Genomic DNA, 15273 nt, shown 5'->3' with positions numbered 1-15273 from the left:
CTTGTGATCGGCTTGTGTTGGTCGATGGCGACCCACTGCGCCCGGCTCCGCCGCGCTTGTGATCGCCATTAGGCTTGCTCGAATGCGACTAGGCCGAATTGCCAGCCCGGACGGTGTCGCCTTCGTCAGTATTGAAGGAGACCCGGACCGGCCACACGAGATGACCGCCCGCGAGATCGCCGAGCACCCGTTCGGCACACCGGAGTTCACCGGCCGGTCCTGGCCGCTGGCCGACGTGCGCCTGCTGGCACCGATCCTGGCCAGCAAGGTGGTCTGTATCGGCAAGAACTACGCGGCCCACATCGCCGAAATGGGCGGTGCCCCACCGGCCAACCCGACGATGTTCCTCAAGCCCAATACCGCCATCATCGGGCCCAACGTGCCGATTCAGCTGCCTGCCAATGCTTCCCCGGTGCACTTCGAAGGCGAGCTGGCCGTAGTTATCTCGCGTCCGTGCAAGGACGTTCCGGCCGCACGGGCCAAGGACAACATCCTGGGCTACACCATCGGCAACGACGTGTCGGCCCGTGACCAGCAACAGTCCGACGGTCAGTGGACCCGGGCTAAAGGCCACGACACCTTCTGCCCGATCGGACCGTGGATCGTCACCGACGTCGACCCCGCTGACCTGGCGATTCGCACCGAGGTCAATGGGGTGTTGAAGCAGGACAGCAGAACTTCGCTGATGATGCACGACATCGGCGCCATCGTGGAGTGGATCTCCGCGGTGATGACGCTGCTGCCCGGCGACATCCTCCTGACCGGCACCCCCGAGGGTGTCGGCCCCATCGAGCACGGTGACACCGTGTCCGTATCCATCGAAGGCATTGGCACCCTGTCCAATCCGGTTATCCGCAAAGGAAACTCGTGACCACATCTGGTGTTCGTGTCCGGTTCTGTCCGTCACCGACCGGCACGCCGCACGTCGGGCTGATCCGTACCGCCCTGTTCAACTGGGCGTACGCCCGCCACACCGGCGGAACCATGGTCTTCCGGGTCGAGGACACTGACGCCGAACGCGACAGCGAGGAAAGCTACTTGGCGCTGCTGGACGCGCTGCGCTGGCTGCATCTGGACTGGGACGAGGGGCCGGAGGTGGGCGGCCCCTACGGCCCGTACCGGCAGTCGCAGCGCGCCGACATCCACCGTGATGTGGTGGCGCAGCTGCTGGCGGCGGGAGAGGCTTACGAAGCGTTCTCCACCCCGGAGGAGGTCGAGGCCCGCCACCTTGCCGCCGGCCGCAACCCCAAGCTGGGTTACGACAACTTCGACCGCGAGCTGACCGCGGAGCAGCGGGCCACTTTTCTGGCCGAGGGCCGCAAGCCGGTCGTGCGGCTGCGGATGCCCGATACCGAGCTCGGTTGGGCGGATCTGGTGCGCGGGCAGACATCCTTTCCGGCGGGCACTGTTCCCGATTTCGCGCTGACACGTGCCAACGGGGACCCGCTGTATACGTTGGTCAACCCGGTCGATGACGCCATGATGAAGATCACTCACGTGCTGCGCGGCGAGGACCTGTTGCCGTCCACGCCGCGCCAGATCGCGCTGTATCAGGCGTTGATTCGCATCGGCGTGGCTGATCGCATCCCGGAATTCGGCCACCTGCCAACCGTTTTGGGTGAGGGCACCAAGAAGCTGTCCAAGCGTGACCCGCAGTCGAACCTTTTCGCGCATCGCGACCGAGGTTTCATCCCCGAGGGGCTGTTGAATTATCTGGCACTGCTGGGCTGGTCTATCGCCGACGACCGCGACGTGTTCAGTCTCGACGAGATGGTCGCCGCGTTCGATGTGATCAACGTCAACTCCAACCCGGCCCGGTTCGACCAGAAGAAGGCCGATGCGCTCAACGCCGAGCACATCCGGCTGCTCGAGCTGGACGACTTCACCGCACGGTTGCGCAGTTTCCTCGACACCCACGGACATGACACCGGCCTGGACGACACCGGCTTCGCGGTGGCCGCTGCGCTGGTGCAGACCCGCATCGTGGTGCTCGGCGATGCATGGCCGCTGCTGAAGTTCTTCAACGACGCGCACTACGAGCTGGACCCGCGGGCCGCCGCCAAGGAGCTGGGCCCCGACGCGGCTCCGGTGCTGGATGCCGCTATCGCGGCGCTGGAGGGCGTGGGGGAGTGGACCACCGCCAACATCGAGGCTGCCCTGAAGGCCGCGCTGCTGGACGATCTGGGGCTCAAACCGCGCAAGGCGTTCGGCCCGATCCGGGTCGGGGTCTCCGGCGGATTGGTCAGTCCGCCGCTGTTCGAGTCGCTGGAACTGTTGGGCTCAAACCGCAGCTTGACCCGGCTGCGGAGCGCCCGAGACGGCGTTGGGGAAGCGCGATGACAACTTCGCGCTAGAAGTTTGGTAGTCTGCTCGTCGGCCCAAGAACGGCTGGCCAGCAGTGCCCCACCGGCACTCTGACCAGCGGTAATGGCCGGGACGTTGTTGGTCCTTGGGGTATGGTGTAATTGGCAACACAGCTGATTCTGGTTCAGCCATTCTAGGTTCGAGTCCTGGTACCCCAGCAAAAGCGGTCCGCTGCAAGCGATTAGGCGGGCCGTACGGGTTGAGCTATGCTGGCAACCCGGAAATGTTCTAGCCCCCGTCGTCTAGCGGCCTAGGACGCCGCCCTCTCACGGCGGTAGCGTGGGTTCGAATCCCATCGGGGGTACATTGTGATGTCGCACGACATCGGAATAGCTCTGAACCTGCATTAGGTTCGGGGCTTTTTCCGTTTTGGTCCGGGTGGGACTCCGCGTGGTTGGTAGTCCCTGGTGGGGTCGAGGGTCAGCTGGCGGATGAGTTCGCCGGTGGCGGCGTTGATGACTCTGATGTCGAGGTCCTGGATGAGCATGAGGACTCGGGTGCCGGCGTGGGTTCGGCCGACGCCGATGTGGTGTAGCCGGCCGTTGAGGCGTAGGGAGAGGGCTCCGGTGGTGTCGACGCGGTCGTGTCGGACGCGGTTGTGGGTGTCGGTGCGGTTAGCTGGGTCGGCTTTGGGACGGGCGGTGTAGGCCGCGGTTGGGGTGGCGTGGTGGGCCAGGCTGCGGTGGGGTCGCCGGTGGTTGTATTCCTCGATGAAGGCGTCGAGTTGGGCTTGCAACTCGGTGACGGTGGTGGCCCGCGGTTGGGCTTTGAGCCATTTCTTCAGGGTTTGGTGGAAGCGTTCCACTTTTCCGCAGGTGGTGGGGTGGTTGGGGGTCGAGTTGATCTGTTGGACGCCCAGGCGGTGCAGTTCGGTTTCAAATGCGTTGCGGCCGCCTTTGCCGCCGGCCAGGCGGGTGGTGAAGACCATGCCGTTGTCGGTCAGTGTTGAGTATGGGATTCCATGGTGTTCAACGGTTTTGCGGAATTCGGTGAGGACGATGGAGCCGGTGACGCGGTGGTGGGCGGTGACCGAGAGGGCGTAGCGGGCGTGGTCGTCGATGAAGTCGAGGATTTCGATGTGTGTGCCGTCGGCGAGCCACCAGTGGGTGAAGTCGGCCTGCCAGCGTTCATTGGGCTGTTCGGCGGCGAATCGGGTGTAGGAGGATTTGGGCCGTTTGTGGGGTTGGGGGTCGATGAGTCCGGCGGCGTGTAGGTGACGGTGCACGGTGCTGTGGGCCACGGTGATGCCGTGGTGGTGTCGCAGGTGCCAGGCGATGGTCGCCGGTCCGTGGTCGAGGCCTTTGCCTGCCAGTTCCGCTCGCAGGGTGCAGATCAGTTCGATGGTGTTCTCGGGTAGCCGTGCTGGGCTGGTGTGTGGTCGGCGTGAGCGGGGTTCGAACGCGGACTCGCCTTCGAGGGCGTAACGGCGAACGAGACGGGAAATCCAGCTCTGGGAGACTCCGTATGCGAGGGCGACCTCGGATTGGCTGCGTCCCTCGATGACGACGGCGGTGATGACCAGACGGGCTTTCGACACCGCTCGACGGTGTGCCCAGCACCTATTCCGATGTCTCGAGACACGCTATTCCGATGTCCTGGAATCACACACCATCGGGGGTACATCGCAAAAAGGCCCGCACCATCACGGTGCGGGCCTTTTCGTATCGGCCGAGACCTAAGTGGTCTCAGTCGCCCTTCGGAGCGGTGGAGCCAGCCAGCGGCATGGCCGGCAACCCCAGCTTGCGGTGGTCCCAGGAGCGTGTGCGCCGTGTGACGATGCGCACAGCCACCCGGTTGTTCATCATCGCGTCGACGCCGGGCTTCATCTCATCGGTGTAGGGACCGGTGTAGCGCTCCCAGACGCTGACGCCCACCCGGAAGATGGTCTCGGGGTCGTCGACGATCTCGGCGACGCCCTCGAAAGCGGCCCCGCGCAGGGTGTCGTATGTCTGGCCGGCTTCCAGCAGGAAGGTGACCCGCGGATCGCGGCGCAGGTTGACCGCCTTCTGGGACTTGGCCTTGGTTTCGAGCCAGATCTCGCCGTCGAGCACCGCGTACCACATCGCGGTCAGGTGGGGCTGGCCGTCGGGCCCGATGGTGGCCAGTGTTCCGGTGCGGTGAGTGTTGACGAAGTCAGCGACCTCGGCATCGGTCATGACGATCTGTGCGCGCTGTTTGGTTCCCATCTCTGCAGTCTGACAGGCGGACCAGGGCCCCCGCGCCCGGGTTACAGCCGGGCTGTCAGGTCGTCGGCCGCCGCGAGCAGGTCGGCGGCCCAGCGCGCCCCCGGGCGACGCCCCATCCGATCGATCGGGCCTGACACCGAGATCGCTGCCACCACCGTGCCGCGGTGATCGCGCACCGGCGCTGACACGCTGGCCACCCCGGGCTCGCGCTCGGCGACGCTCTGCGCCCAGCCCCGGCGGCGCATCTCCGAGAGGGTGCGGCTGGTGAACTTGGCCGCCGCCAGCACTTCTTCTTGCACGCCTGCATCGGCGTAGGCCAGCAAGACCTTGGCGCCCGACCCGGCGGTCATCGGCAGCCGGGCGCCAACCGGAACCGTGTCTCGCAGCCCCGCAGGCGGTTCCAGCGCCGCAACGCAGACTCTTTCGGTGCCTTCGCGGCGATACAGCTGCACGCTCTCTCCGGTGATCTCTCGCAGCCGCGGCAGCACCGTCGCGCCGGCCGCCCGAAGCGGATCGTCGGCGCGGGCGGCCAGTTCACTGACCGCGGGTCCGATCTGCCAGCGGCCCTCGTTGTCACGCCCGAGCAGCCGGTGGGTCTCCAGGCCCGCGGCCAGCCGGTGCGCGGTGGCGCGGGGTAGGCCGGTGCGGTCGCACAGTTCAGCCAGCCCGCACGGCGATTCGGCGATTGAATGGAGCACCGTCAGCGCTTTGTCCAGAACGCCGATGCCGCTATGCTGTCCCATATACAGATACTAGCGTCTCAAAATATGAGACCGTGCAGATTTGGGGATGGCAGTGATGTTCAAGACCGAGCAGCCTCGCACCCTGGCCGAGAAGGTCTGGGCAGACCACGTCGTGGTATCCGGCGGCGGGACCGAGCCCGACCTCATCTACATCGATCTGCACCTGGTTCATGAAGTCACCAGTCCGCAGGCCTTCGAGGGCCTGCGGCTGGCCGGTCGTCCGGTGCGCCGCCCGGACCTGACCATCGCCACCGAGGACCACAACGTGCCGACGGTCGACATCGACAAACCGATCGCCGACCCGGTGTCGCGTACTCAGGTTGAGACGTTGCGGCACAACTGCGCCGAGTTCGGTATCCGGTTGCATCCGATGGGCGACATCGATCAGGGGATCGTGCACATCATCGGGCCGCAGCTGGGGCTCACCCAGCCCGGCACGACGGTGGTCTGCGGCGACAGTCACACCTCCACCCACGGCGCGTTCGGTGCGCTGGCGATGGGTATCGGTACCTCCGAGGTCGAACACGTGCTGGCCACTCAGACGCTTCCGCTGAAGCCGTTCAAGACGATGGCGGTCAATGTCGACGGGAAACTCGCCGACGGCGTGACGGCCAAGGACATCATCTTGGCGGTGATCGCTCAGATCGGCACCGGCGGCGGTCAGGGCTACGTCATCGAATACCGGGGCAGCGCCATTGAGGCGCTGTCGATGGAGGCGCGGATGACGATCTGCAACATGAGCATTGAGGCCGGCGCCCGGGCCGGCATGGTTGCCCCCGATGAGACCACCTATGAGTACCTGCGGGGCCGGCCCCACGCGCCCAGCGGTGCGGACTGGGATGCCGCCGTGGGCTATTGGAGCAGCCTGCGAACCGACCCCGGTGCGGTGTTCGACGTCGAGGTCCATTTGGACGCCGATGCGCTGACCCCGTTCGTGACCTGGGGCACCAACCCCGGCCAAGGCGTCCCGCTGGGCTCCGACGTGCCCGACCCGGAGGCGATCAACGACGAGGCCGAGCGGCGGGCCGCGGAGAAGGCGTTGGCGTACATGGACCTTCAGCCGGGCACGCCGATGCGCGAGATCGCGGTCGACACGGTGTTCGTCGGGTCGTGCACCAACGGTCGCATCGAGGACCTGCGTGCGGTGGCCGATGTGCTGCGCGGGCGTCAGGTCGCCGACGGTGTGCGGATGCTGGTGGTGCCGGGTTCGATGCGGGTGCGCAATCAGGCCGAAGCCGAAGGCCTCGCGGAGGTTTTCACCGCCGCAGGTGCCGAGTGGCGGCAGCCCGGCTGCTCAATGTGCCTGGGGATGAACCCCGATCAGCTGGAGCCTGGGCAGCGGTCCGCTTCGACGTCCAACCGCAATTTCGAGGGCCGGCAGGGCAAGGGCGGACGCACCCACTTGGTGTCTCCGATCGTCGCCGCCGCCACCGCCGTCCGTGGGAAGCTGTCGGCCCCCCAGGACTTGAACTGACTTGAACTGACCGCCACGGTATTAAAAGGAGCCTAGTCATGGAAGCTTTCCGCACTCATACCGGAATCGGAGTGCCGCTGCGGCGGTCCAATGTCGACACTGACCAAATCATTCCCGCGGTCTATTTGAAGCGCATCACCCGGACGGGATTCGAGGACGGCCTGTTCGCCACGTGGCGCACCGATCCGTCCTTCGTGCTGAATCTCAGCCCTTTCGACCAAGGTTCGGTGCTGGTGGCCGGACCGGACTTCGGCACCGGATCGTCGCGGGAACATGCGGTGTGGGCGCTGCTCGACTACGGGTTCCGGGTGGTGATCTCCTCCCGATTCGCCGACATCTTCCGCGGCAATGCCGGCAAGGCCGGCCTGCTGGCGGCCCAGGTGGCTCAAGATGATGTGGAACTGCTGTGGAAAGTTATCGAACAGAGCCCCGGGCTGGAAATCACTGTCAATCTTCAAGATCGGAATATCACCGCCGGAACGGTGGTGGTGGCGTTCACGATTGACGACTACACCGCCTGGCGGTTGTCGGAAGGGCTGGACGATATAGGCCTTACGCTGCGGAAACTCGAAGAGATCGACTCATTCGAGGCTGCTCGCCCGAGCTGGAAACCGCGCACTCTGCCGGCTTCTTGAGGGCCCGCGCCGGAGCTGAATTCCGGTGGTTTCGACGCTCTCGTCAGCGTCCAAGGGCGGTAACCGGATTGCCGAATTCGCCCATAATCTCGTCTGAAATTGCGCGTGGCTCTTGGATATCAGTGGTATCAGGGTTTACCGTGTGCTCTAGTCGGCTCAAGTAGGGCCACTGGTTTCGGAGGGATTGGATGAACAAAGCAGAGCTCATCGAGGTGCTCACAAAGGAATTGGACACCGACCGCCGGTCGGCGACCGAGGCCGTCGAGCATTTCGTCAATGCCATTGTGCGCGCCGTCCACAAGGGTGAGAGCGTCACCATCACCGGGTTCGGCGTTTTCGAGCGTCGTCGTCGCGCCGCGCGCGTCGCCCGCAATCCCCGCACCGGTGAAACGGTCAAGGTGAAGCCGACGTCCGTCCCCGCATTCCGCCCCGGTGCGCAGTTCAAGGCGATTGTTTCTGGCGCGCAGCGTGTCCCGTCGGAGGGTCTGGCCGTCAAGCGCGGCGCTGGCGCGACCGCCGCGCCTGCCAAGAAGGCTCCGGCCAAGAAGGCCACCAAGGCCACCAAGGCCGCCGCCAAGAAGACTGCGGCCAAGGCTCCGGCCAAGAAGGTCGCCGCGAAGAAGGCAGCGACCAAGGCTCCGGCCAAGAAGGCCGTGACCAAGGCTCCGGCCAAGAAGGTTGTTGCGAAGAAGGCAGCGACCAAGGCTCCGGCCAAGAAGGCCGTGACCAAGGCTCCGGCCAAGAAGGTTGTCGCCAAGAAGGCAGCGACCAAGGCTCCGGCCAAGAAGGTTGTCGCCAAGAAGGCAGCCACCAAGGCCGTGGCGAAGAAGGCTCCGGCCAAGAAAGCCACCAAGGCCCCGGCCCGCAAGGGTCGCAAGTAGCAACGAATAGCCGAGCGCCGCGGGGATTATCCCCGCGGCGCTCGGTCGTTCATACCAGTGCTTGGGTAGCCAGCGGGCTACCGATGTGGTCGGCGGCGATCAGCCGGCCACCCGCCAGTGACAGTACCCACGTGCTGCCCTTGCGATTGCGGGACTTGTCCGGACTGACGCCGTCGCGGTCACACCACCAGGCGATCAGGTCTGGAATCACCTTGCCTTGGGTACAGATAACCGGTGTCCCGCCCAATTTCGCGATCTCCACCACCCGGCGGCGGCCCTGCTTTGGATTGGCGGCGTAGGACTCCTCGGTCAGCGTCGGCTCGTTGTGCACGGTCACCCCGAGTTCGGCGGCCAGTGGCTCCACCGTCTGCTCGCAGCGCACCCGGTCGGCCGCGTACACCACGCTCGCGCCGAAGGCCAAGAGCTGCTCGGTGAGCGCCTCGGCCTGTGCGCGGCCCTTCTTGTCCAGCGGCCGCTCGCGGTCATCGCCGGAGAACCGGGATCGACGCCCGGCGGTACCGTGCCGCACGATCAACACCGTTTGGGTGTCGGCGGGCTGCTTGGCGAACCGCCGCAGCATCTTCCGGTCATAGGAGTACTGCAGTTCCTTCATCGCGGCATCGACCGGTAGCCAGACCAGATCGTCGACCTCGTGATTGGGCACGAAGTCTCCGCCCTGCGCTTGTGCAGCCCAGTACCGGACCTTCTTGACGCCCTGGGTTACCGGATAGCGGACCGCCCCCAGCCGGCGGCCTAGCTGTGCATGCTGGCCGGTCTCCTCCAGGATCTCCCGCACGGCTGTCACCGGCTCGGTCTCACCGGGATCGACCTTGCCCTTGGGCAATGACCAGTCGTCGTAGCGCGGGCGGTGGATGAGCGCCACCTCAACGGCATTGCGCCGTTTCCGCCACAGCACCGCGCCGGCGGCGTGGACGACCTTGTCTACCGTCCCGGAGCCATTCGACACTGTCGTTTCGAGCACCTTGCACTCCTGCAGGTCAATTCGGGCTTCGTGGGCGGTGGGCCGGGGGTCAGGGATTGCGGTGTCGGTCCATCAACGACGCCTGGTGATCGCGCACGGTGGCGCCGGCTTGCGGTTCCGCCGTCCATTGGCCGTCGGACCCGAGCTCCCAGCAGCGGGTGGCCGGATCCATTGCGGAGTCGAACACATCGCCCAATTGCGTGGTCAGCCGAGGGTTCTTCACCTGAACCATCACTTCGACTCTGCGGTCCAGATTGCGGTGCATCATGTCGGCGCTGCCGATCCAGAATTCGTCGATGGCGCGGAAGTGGATGATGCGAGAGTGCTCCAGGAATCGACCGAGAATCGATCGGACAAGGATGTTCTCGGAGAAGCCCTCGACCCCAGGCCGCAGTGCGCAGATACCGCGAACGAACAACTCAACTTGCACACCGGCACGAGAGGCGCGGTAGAGCGCGTCGATCACCTGCTCGTCCACCAGTGAGTTGAGCTTGAGTCGGATCCGCCCGTTACCGGAGCGTCGGTGCGCCAAGACCTCACGTTCGATGCGTTCGATGATCCCGGTGCGGACACCGTGCGGGGCCACCAACAGGTTGCGGTAGGCGACTTTCCGCGAATAGCCGGTCAACGAATTGAACAGGTCGGTCAGGTCGGCGCCGATATCCGGGTCGGCGGTGAGCAGTCCCACATCTTCGTAGAGTCGCGCGGTCTTGGAGTTGTAGTTGCCGGTGCCGATATGGCAATACCGCCGGATTGTGGAGCCCTCGCGGCGCACGACGAGGCAGACCTTGCAGTGGGTTTTCAGTCCGATTAATCCGTACACCACGTGCACGCCGGCCTGCTCCAGCTTGCGCGCCCACTTGATGTTGGCCTGCTCGTCGAAGCGGGCCTTGATCTCGACAAGTGCGACCACCTGCTTGCCGGCTTCGGCGGCGTCGATCAGCGCGGTGACGATCGGCGAATCCCCGGAGGTGCGGTAGAGCGTCTGCTTGATCGCCAGCACGCCCGGGTCGGCGGCCGCCTGTTCGATGAACCGTTGCACGCTGGTGGCGAATGAGTCGTAGGGGTGATGTACCAGCACATCGCCTTCCCGCAGGGTGGCGAAAATGCTTTTGGGGGTTTCCCGTTCGGCGAACGCCGGGTGGGTGGCCGGGACGAAGGTGCGGTCCTTGAGGTCGGGCCGGTCCTGGCCGTAGACCTGCCACAGCGATGACAGGTCCAGTAGGCCGGGCACCTCGATGACGTCACCGGGGTCCACGTCGAGCTCCCGCAACAGCAGCTCCAGCATGTGCTCGGTCATGTCGTCGGCGACCTCGAGGCGCACCGGCGACCCGAAGCGGCGCCGCGCCAATTCTCGCTCCAAGGCTTGCAACAGGTCTTCGTCGCGGTCCTCTTCGACCTCGAAATCGGCGTTGCGGGTGATGCGGAACGCGTGATGTTCGACGATCTCCATGCCGGGGAACAGCACCGGCAAGAACGCCGCGATCAGCTCCTCCATCGGCAGGAAGCGGACCTCGCCACGGCCGTCGCCGCCGCTGGCGCCGGCGTCGAGTTCGACGAAACGGTCGACGTTGTCGGGGACCTTGACCCGCGCGAAATGACTGCCGCCGTCCTCGGGACGCTTGACCGTCACGGCCAGGTTCAAGCTGAGCCCACTGACAAAGGGGAACGGGTGCGCCGGGTCCACCGCCAGCGGTGTCAGCACCGGGAACACCTGCTCGTGGAAGTACACCGACAGCTGGTCGCGCTCGGCCGGCAGCAGGTCCGCCCATGTCACGACGTGGATGCCTTCGGCCGCGAGCGCCGGACGGACCGAGTCGAGGAAGACCCGCGCATGGCTGGTGGCGATCTGCTGGGTCCGTTCGCCGATGCGGCGCAGTTGCTCACGTGGGGTCAGGCCGTCGGCCGAGCGCACCGACAGGCCCATCTCGTCGCGGCGTTTGAGGCCGGCGACTCGGACCATGTAGAACTCGTCGAGATTGGAGGCGAAGATCGCCAGGAACTTGGCCCGCTCCAACAGCGGCAAGGAGGTGTCGGCAGCCAGCGCCAGTACCCGCGCGTTGAAGTCCAGCCAGCTCAGTTCGCGGTTGAGGTAGCGGTCCGCGGGCAGTTCGTCGTTATCGCCGGCCTGAAGAGTCTCGGTGGCAGCGGGAGGGGCGGTCGGAGCGGCGTCGTGTGGACGCCAGTCAGTCGTGCCGGTACGCGTCTCAGTGAGTTCGCTGCCCTCTATTTCGTCCACTCCGAAATCATTGCTCATCCCGCGGGCTGCTGCCACCGGACTTGGCATGTGCAAGCGCACGGGCCGTTGCGGTGCCGACGCCGAGCCGTCGCGCCACCGCCAGATCTTCCGGTGTGTCGATGTCACAACGCAGGCCGGGCCAGGCGCCGGTCAGTTCCAGCGCTCCTGATTGCCGGTGCCGCTGCGAGGAATCCCGGCCGAATCGGGGGTCCAGGGCGGTGCCGAACGCGAAGAGCGCCGCAGTCCCCATTCCGTGCCGGTCAGCGACGAAGCTGCGCCGGTGGGTCCGTGCCGCCGCGATCGCCTCGTCGAGTTCGTAGGATTGCAAAGCGGGCAAATCGCCTTGCAGCACAACGATGTTCGGCATGGATTCAGCCACCGAGGCTTCGGCTGCGGCGAGCGCGTTGTTCAGGGGGTCGGTGTGACCGTCCGGTGTCGGGTCCTCCAACACCTCGGCCCCCAGCTCGGCGGCGGCCGCAGCGGCGGCCTCATCGGGGGTGACCACCGTGATGTGTTCCAGCCCGCGGGCGGCCGACGCCGCGCTGATGGTGTCCACCAGCATGGCCAACACCACGGCTTCGCGCAGTGGTGCGGGAAACGCCGGCGCCAGCCTGGTCTTGGCCACGCTGAGCCGCTTGACGGCAATGATCAGGCCGATGCCGGATACCTCAGCCGGTGTGGAGTTCACACATCACATCCTGCCAGCGTCGGGCTGGGTGTTCCGCGGGCTGGGTTGTTGGCGGTGACCCGCTTCGCCCGGCTCCGCCGCGCTCGCGATCACCGCTGGGTTGTTGGCGGTGACCCGCTTCGCCCGGCTCCGCCGCGCTCGCGATCACCGCTGGGTTGTTGGCGGTGACCCGCTTCGCCCGGCTCCGCCGCGCTCGCGATCACCGCTAAGGTGAGGCGCCTATAGAGGGAGGTGGTGTGCGATGGGCGGCACCGAGGGAACGGTCGCGGTGATGGGCGCGGGCGCGTGGGGCACGGCTCTGGCCAAGGTGCTCGCCGATGCCGGCAGTGACGTCAGACTCTGGGCGCGCCGGCCCGACATCGCCGCGCAGATCAACGAGACCCGGCGTAACCCCGACTATCTGCCAGGCTTCGAGGTCCCCGACGCGGTGCGCGCCACCAGTGATCCGGCCGAGGCGCTGGACGGCTTGACCACCGTGGTGCTGGCCGTGCCGGCACAGACGATGCGGGCCAATCTCCAAGCATGGACGCCGCACCTGACCGACAGCGCCACCCTGGTCAGCGTCGCCAAGGGCATCGAGCTGGGCACGCTGATGCGGATGAGTCAGGTGGTCGCGGCGGTGACCGGGTTCGATCCCGGTCAGGTCGCGGTGGTGTCCGGTCCCAACTTGGCCGCGGAGATCGCCGCCGAACAGCCGGCAGCCACCGTGGTCGCCTGCACCGACTCCGGCCGTGCGGTGGCACTGCAGCGCATGCTCAACACGGGCTACTTCCGGCCGTACACCAACTCCGACGTCGTCGGCACCGAGATCGGCGGCGCCTGCAAGAACGTCATCGCCCTGGCCTGCGGGATGGCGGCCGGAGTGGGGCTGGGCGAGAACACGGCGGCCGCGATCATCACCCGGGGCCTGGCCGAGATCATTCGACTGGGAGTAGCGCTGGGTGCCAAGGGCGCCACCCTGGCCGGCCTGGCCGGAGTGGGCGATCTGGTCGCCACCTGCACATCCCCGCACTCGCGCAACCGCTCGTTCGGCGAACGGCTCGGCCGGGGCGAGGCGATGCCGCCGGTGCCCGGCTCGGCGGGGTTGTTGAGCACCTCCGACGGCCATGTCGTCGAAGGCGTGACGTCGTGTCAGTCGGTGCTGGCGCTGGCGTTGAGCTACGACGTGGAGATGCCGCTGACCGACGCCGTGCACCGGGTCTGCCACAAGGGGTCGTCGGTCAACGAGGCGGTGGCGTTGCTGCTGGGACGTCGCACCAAACCGGAGTAGGCGCCCGCTGCGGGTCGGCCGGTACCCTCTGGCGTGTGAATTCCCACGAACGCACCCGCGTGGCCGTCGTCTTCGGTGGCCGCAGCAGCGAGCACGCCATCTCCTGTGTCTCGGCGGGCAGCATCCTGCGCAACCTGGATCCGCAACGCTTCGAGGTCGTCGCAGTAGGCATCACCCCGGAGGGGGCGTGGGTGCTCACCGACGGCAACCCCGACACGTTGGCGATCACCGACCGCCAACTGCCGGCGGTCAGCACGGACTCCGGCGCCGAACTGGCGCTGGCGGCCGACCCGCAGCGAGCCGGTCAACTGGTCGCGTTCTCGGCCGCCGGGCCCGCAGAGGTGCTGGAGTCGGTCGACGTAGTGTTTCCGGTGCTGCACGGACCCTACGGCGAGGACGGCACCGTGCAAGGCCTGCTGGAGTTGGCCGGTGTGCCCTATGTGGGTGCGGGAGTGCTGGCCAGCGCGGCGGGCATGGACAAGGAGTTCACCAAGAAGCTGCTGGCCGCCGACGGCCTGCCGATCGGCCCGTACGCGGTACTGCGGCCCGCCCAGGAGACGCTGTCGATCGACGATCGGGAGCGGCTGGGGCTGCCGCTCTTCGTCAAACCCGCGCGCGGCGGGTCCTCGATCGGGGTCAGCCGGGTGACCTCATACGACGAGCTTCCTGCGGCGATCGCCGAGGCGCGCCGGCACGACCCGAAGGTCATCGTCGAGGCCGCGATAGTGGGCCGTGAAATCGAATGCGGGGTGCTCGAATTCCCCGACGGCTCGCTGGGCGCCAGCACGGTCGGGGAGATCCGGGTGGCCGGCGTGGCCGACCGCGACGACTCGTTCTACGACTTCGCCACCAAATACCTCGACGACGCAGCCGAACTCGACGTGCCCGCCAAGATCGACGACGATGTCACCGAAGCCGTGCAGCAGTTGGCGATTCGCGCGTTCGCCGCGCTGGACTGCCAGGGGTTGGCCCGGGTGGACTTCTTCCTGACCGACGACGGCCCGGTGATCAACGAGATCAACACCATGCCCGGATTCACCACGATCTCGATGTACCCGCGGATGTGGTCGGCCAGCGGCGTGGACTACCCGACACTGCTGGCGACGATGGTCGACACCGCCCTGGCTCGCGGCGTGGGCCTGCGCTGAGCTGCCTCGGGTAGCGCGCCGAATGTGCACTCAGCGCGAAAAATCTGCCCGAATTTCGCGGTGGTTACACGCTCGGCGTGAGGATCAACGCGGTGGGCCCGGCCGGATCGGGACGGCAGCAACGGTGTCGGCGATCAGATCCGACACCTCCTGGATCGGCGTGGGGCCCGATCCCGGCGGCAGCGTCAGCGCCAGATAGACGGTCCGGTCCACCACATACCAGGTGGCGCGGTCGCCTTCGCGGACTTCGAACCACTGCACGTGATCGACCACCTGGATGGGGGAGCCCACCACGAAGTCGGCCGGCCGGTCCAGTCCACAGCGCAGCACCACGGCCTCGCTGTCATCGGCGGTCCAGGCCGCCGCGCCTTGCGGTGCGGGTGCGGCGAGCTCGGCACGCCGGTAGTCGCCCAGCTGAGCCGGTAGCGCCTCGAGCAGGGCACGGCAGTCTTCGCTGTCGGCGTGTGGAGCAGGCACCGTCGCGACCGGGACCGGTCCGGCCGGCCGCTTGTCCGGGTGGTGTTGCGCGGCGACCGTCAGCGCGGCGCCTACCGCGGCGACGGCGACCACCAGCGCGATGATCAGCGCGAGCCGCGGCGGTCCGTCCGCGTCGTTGTCAGTGGTCAAGCCCCGCCTACCGTTCTGATCACACCTACACTCCAG

General features: G+C 66.7%; 14 protein-coding genes and 2 tRNA genes. 9 read left to right on the top strand and 7 right to left on the bottom strand.

All coding sequences use genetic code 11. The features are described from left to right. The first annotated feature begins 82 nt into the window (after positions 1 to 82). The 4 genes from MJO54_RS15410 to MJO54_RS15395 all read left to right on the top strand — a co-directional run bounded on the left by MJO54_RS15410 (position 83) and on the right by MJO54_RS15395 (position 2668). A complete protein-coding gene (locus MJO54_RS15410) occupies positions 83 to 871 on the top strand; it encodes a fumarylacetoacetate hydrolase family protein (protein WP_046286780.1) in 789 nt (262 codons plus the stop codon). Continuing rightward, positions 868 to 2340: a glutamate--tRNA ligase gene (gltX, locus tag MJO54_RS15405; protein WP_046286781.1), complete on the top strand. Its 1473-nt coding sequence runs from the start codon at positions 868 to 870 to the stop codon at positions 2338 to 2340. The genes MJO54_RS15410 and gltX overlap by 4 nt, the downstream gene beginning before the upstream one ends. A gap of 110 nt (positions 2341 to 2450) precedes the next feature. Then, positions 2451 to 2522 (top strand) — tRNA-Gln (locus tag MJO54_RS15400). Between the two features lie 73 nt (positions 2523 to 2595). Continuing rightward, positions 2596 to 2668 (top strand) — tRNA-Glu (locus tag MJO54_RS15395). A 42-nt stretch (positions 2669 to 2710) separates the two neighbouring features. Here MJO54_RS15395 and MJO54_RS15390 read toward each other — a convergent pair. From MJO54_RS15390 to MJO54_RS15380, 3 genes are all read right to left on the bottom strand, one after another. Next, on the bottom strand, positions 2711 to 3901 hold the full coding sequence (locus MJO54_RS15390) for an IS481 family transposase (RefSeq protein WP_240175147.1): 1191 nt from the start codon (positions 3899 to 3901) through the stop codon (positions 2711 to 2713). A 148-nt stretch (positions 3902 to 4049) separates the two neighbouring features. Then, complete coding sequence (locus MJO54_RS15385; RefSeq protein ID WP_046286782.1) at positions 4050 to 4550, bottom strand: pyridoxamine 5'-phosphate oxidase family protein; 501 nt, start codon at positions 4548 to 4550, stop codon at positions 4050 to 4052. A gap of 41 nt (positions 4551 to 4591) precedes the next feature. Continuing rightward, entirely contained in the window at positions 4592 to 5293 is a 702-nt protein-coding gene (locus tag MJO54_RS15380; RefSeq protein WP_105295275.1) for an IclR family transcriptional regulator, read from the bottom strand. A gap of 55 nt (positions 5294 to 5348) precedes the next feature. Between MJO54_RS15380 and leuC the strand changes: the two genes are divergently transcribed. The 3 genes from leuC (at position 5349) to MJO54_RS15365 (ending at position 8283) form a co-directional block, all read left to right on the top strand. Continuing rightward, complete coding sequence (gene leuC, locus MJO54_RS15375; protein ID WP_105295277.1) at positions 5349 to 6767, top strand: 3-isopropylmalate dehydratase large subunit; 1419 nt, start codon at positions 5349 to 5351, stop codon at positions 6765 to 6767. 38 nt (positions 6768 to 6805) lie between these two features. Beyond that, positions 6806 to 7402 carry a 3-isopropylmalate dehydratase small subunit gene (gene leuD / locus MJO54_RS15370; protein WP_046286784.1) on the top strand — a complete coding sequence of 199 codons (597 nt, stop codon included), beginning with the start codon at positions 6806 to 6808 and terminating at the stop codon, positions 7400 to 7402. A 188-nt stretch (positions 7403 to 7590) separates the two neighbouring features. Next, a complete protein-coding gene (locus MJO54_RS15365) occupies positions 7591 to 8283 on the top strand; it encodes an HU family DNA-binding protein (RefSeq protein WP_064890568.1) in 693 nt (230 codons plus the stop codon). Between the two features lie 49 nt (positions 8284 to 8332). Here the strand turns inward: MJO54_RS15365 and mutT1 are convergent, their stop codons facing one another. The 3 genes from mutT1 to cofC are packed head-to-tail and all read right to left on the bottom strand — an operon-like array spanning position 8333 to position 12192. Next, entirely contained in the window at positions 8333 to 9265 is a 933-nt protein-coding gene (mutT1, locus tag MJO54_RS15360; protein ID WP_046286964.1) for an 8-oxo-(d)GTP phosphatase MutT1, read from the bottom strand. Between the two features lie 49 nt (positions 9266 to 9314). Then, entirely contained in the window at positions 9315 to 11522 is a 2208-nt protein-coding gene (locus MJO54_RS15355) for an RNA degradosome polyphosphate kinase (RefSeq protein ID WP_105295274.1), read from the bottom strand. Then, on the bottom strand, positions 11512 to 12192 hold the full coding sequence (cofC, locus tag MJO54_RS15350) for a 2-phospho-L-lactate guanylyltransferase (protein ID WP_064890566.1): 681 nt from the start codon (positions 12190 to 12192) through the stop codon (positions 11512 to 11514). Before cofC ends, MJO54_RS15355 begins: the two co-directional genes overlap by 11 nt. Before the next feature lie 241 nt (positions 12193 to 12433). Here cofC and MJO54_RS15340 point away from each other — a divergent pair, with 241 nt between their 5' ends. Together MJO54_RS15340 and MJO54_RS15335 are read left to right on the top strand one after the other, a co-directional pair. Continuing rightward, the gene (locus tag MJO54_RS15340) at positions 12434 to 13462 is read left to right on the top strand and encodes an NAD(P)H-dependent glycerol-3-phosphate dehydrogenase (protein ID WP_046286931.1); all 1029 of its coding nucleotides are present in this window, start codon (positions 12434 to 12436) and stop codon (positions 13460 to 13462) included. Positions 13463 to 13497: 35 nt separating this feature from the next. Beyond that, a complete protein-coding gene (locus MJO54_RS15335; protein WP_046286932.1) occupies positions 13498 to 14610 on the top strand; it encodes a D-alanine--D-alanine ligase family protein in 1113 nt (370 codons plus the stop codon). Positions 14611 to 14694: 84 nt separating this feature from the next. Here the strand turns inward: MJO54_RS15335 and MJO54_RS15330 are convergent, their stop codons facing one another. Continuing rightward, positions 14695 to 15237 (bottom strand): DUF3515 domain-containing protein, encoded by a 543-nt coding sequence (locus MJO54_RS15330; protein WP_052741375.1) that lies wholly within the window; start codon positions 15235 to 15237, stop codon positions 14695 to 14697. Positions 15238 to 15273: the final 36 nt, after the last annotated feature.

The sequence above is a fragment of the Mycolicibacter virginiensis genome (assembly GCF_022374935.2).
GTDB classification, from domain to species: domain Bacteria; phylum Actinomycetota; class Actinomycetes; order Mycobacteriales; family Mycobacteriaceae; genus Mycobacterium; species Mycobacterium virginiense.
This window is presented reverse-complemented; position numbering and strand designations above follow the sequence as displayed.

Bases quoted from the DNA above. Each gene is read 5' to 3' on its own strand.
- MJO54_RS15410 (WP_046286780.1), top strand. From the start codon at position 83: ATGCGACTAGGCCGAATTGCCAGCCCGGACGGTGTCGCCTTCGTCAGT.
- MJO54_RS15385 (WP_046286782.1), bottom strand. From the start codon at position 4,550: ATGGGAACCAAACAGCGCGCACAGATCGTCATGACCGATGCCGAGGTC.
- MJO54_RS15380 (WP_105295275.1), bottom strand. From the start codon at position 5,293: ATGGGACAGCATAGCGGCATCGGCGTTCTGGACAAAGCGCTGACGGTG.
- leuC (WP_105295277.1), top strand. From the start codon at position 5,349: ATGTTCAAGACCGAGCAGCCTCGCACCCTGGCCGAGAAGGTCTGGGCA.
- leuD (WP_046286784.1), top strand. From the start codon at position 6,806: ATGGAAGCTTTCCGCACTCATACCGGAATCGGAGTGCCGCTGCGGCGG.
- MJO54_RS15365 (WP_064890568.1), top strand. From the start codon at position 7,591: ATGAACAAAGCAGAGCTCATCGAGGTGCTCACAAAGGAATTGGACACC.
- MJO54_RS15355 (WP_105295274.1), bottom strand. From the start codon at position 11,522: ATGAGCAATGATTTCGGAGTGGACGAAATAGAGGGCAGCGAACTCACT.
- MJO54_RS15340 (WP_046286931.1), top strand. From the start codon at position 12,434: ATGGGCGGCACCGAGGGAACGGTCGCGGTGATGGGCGCGGGCGCGTGG.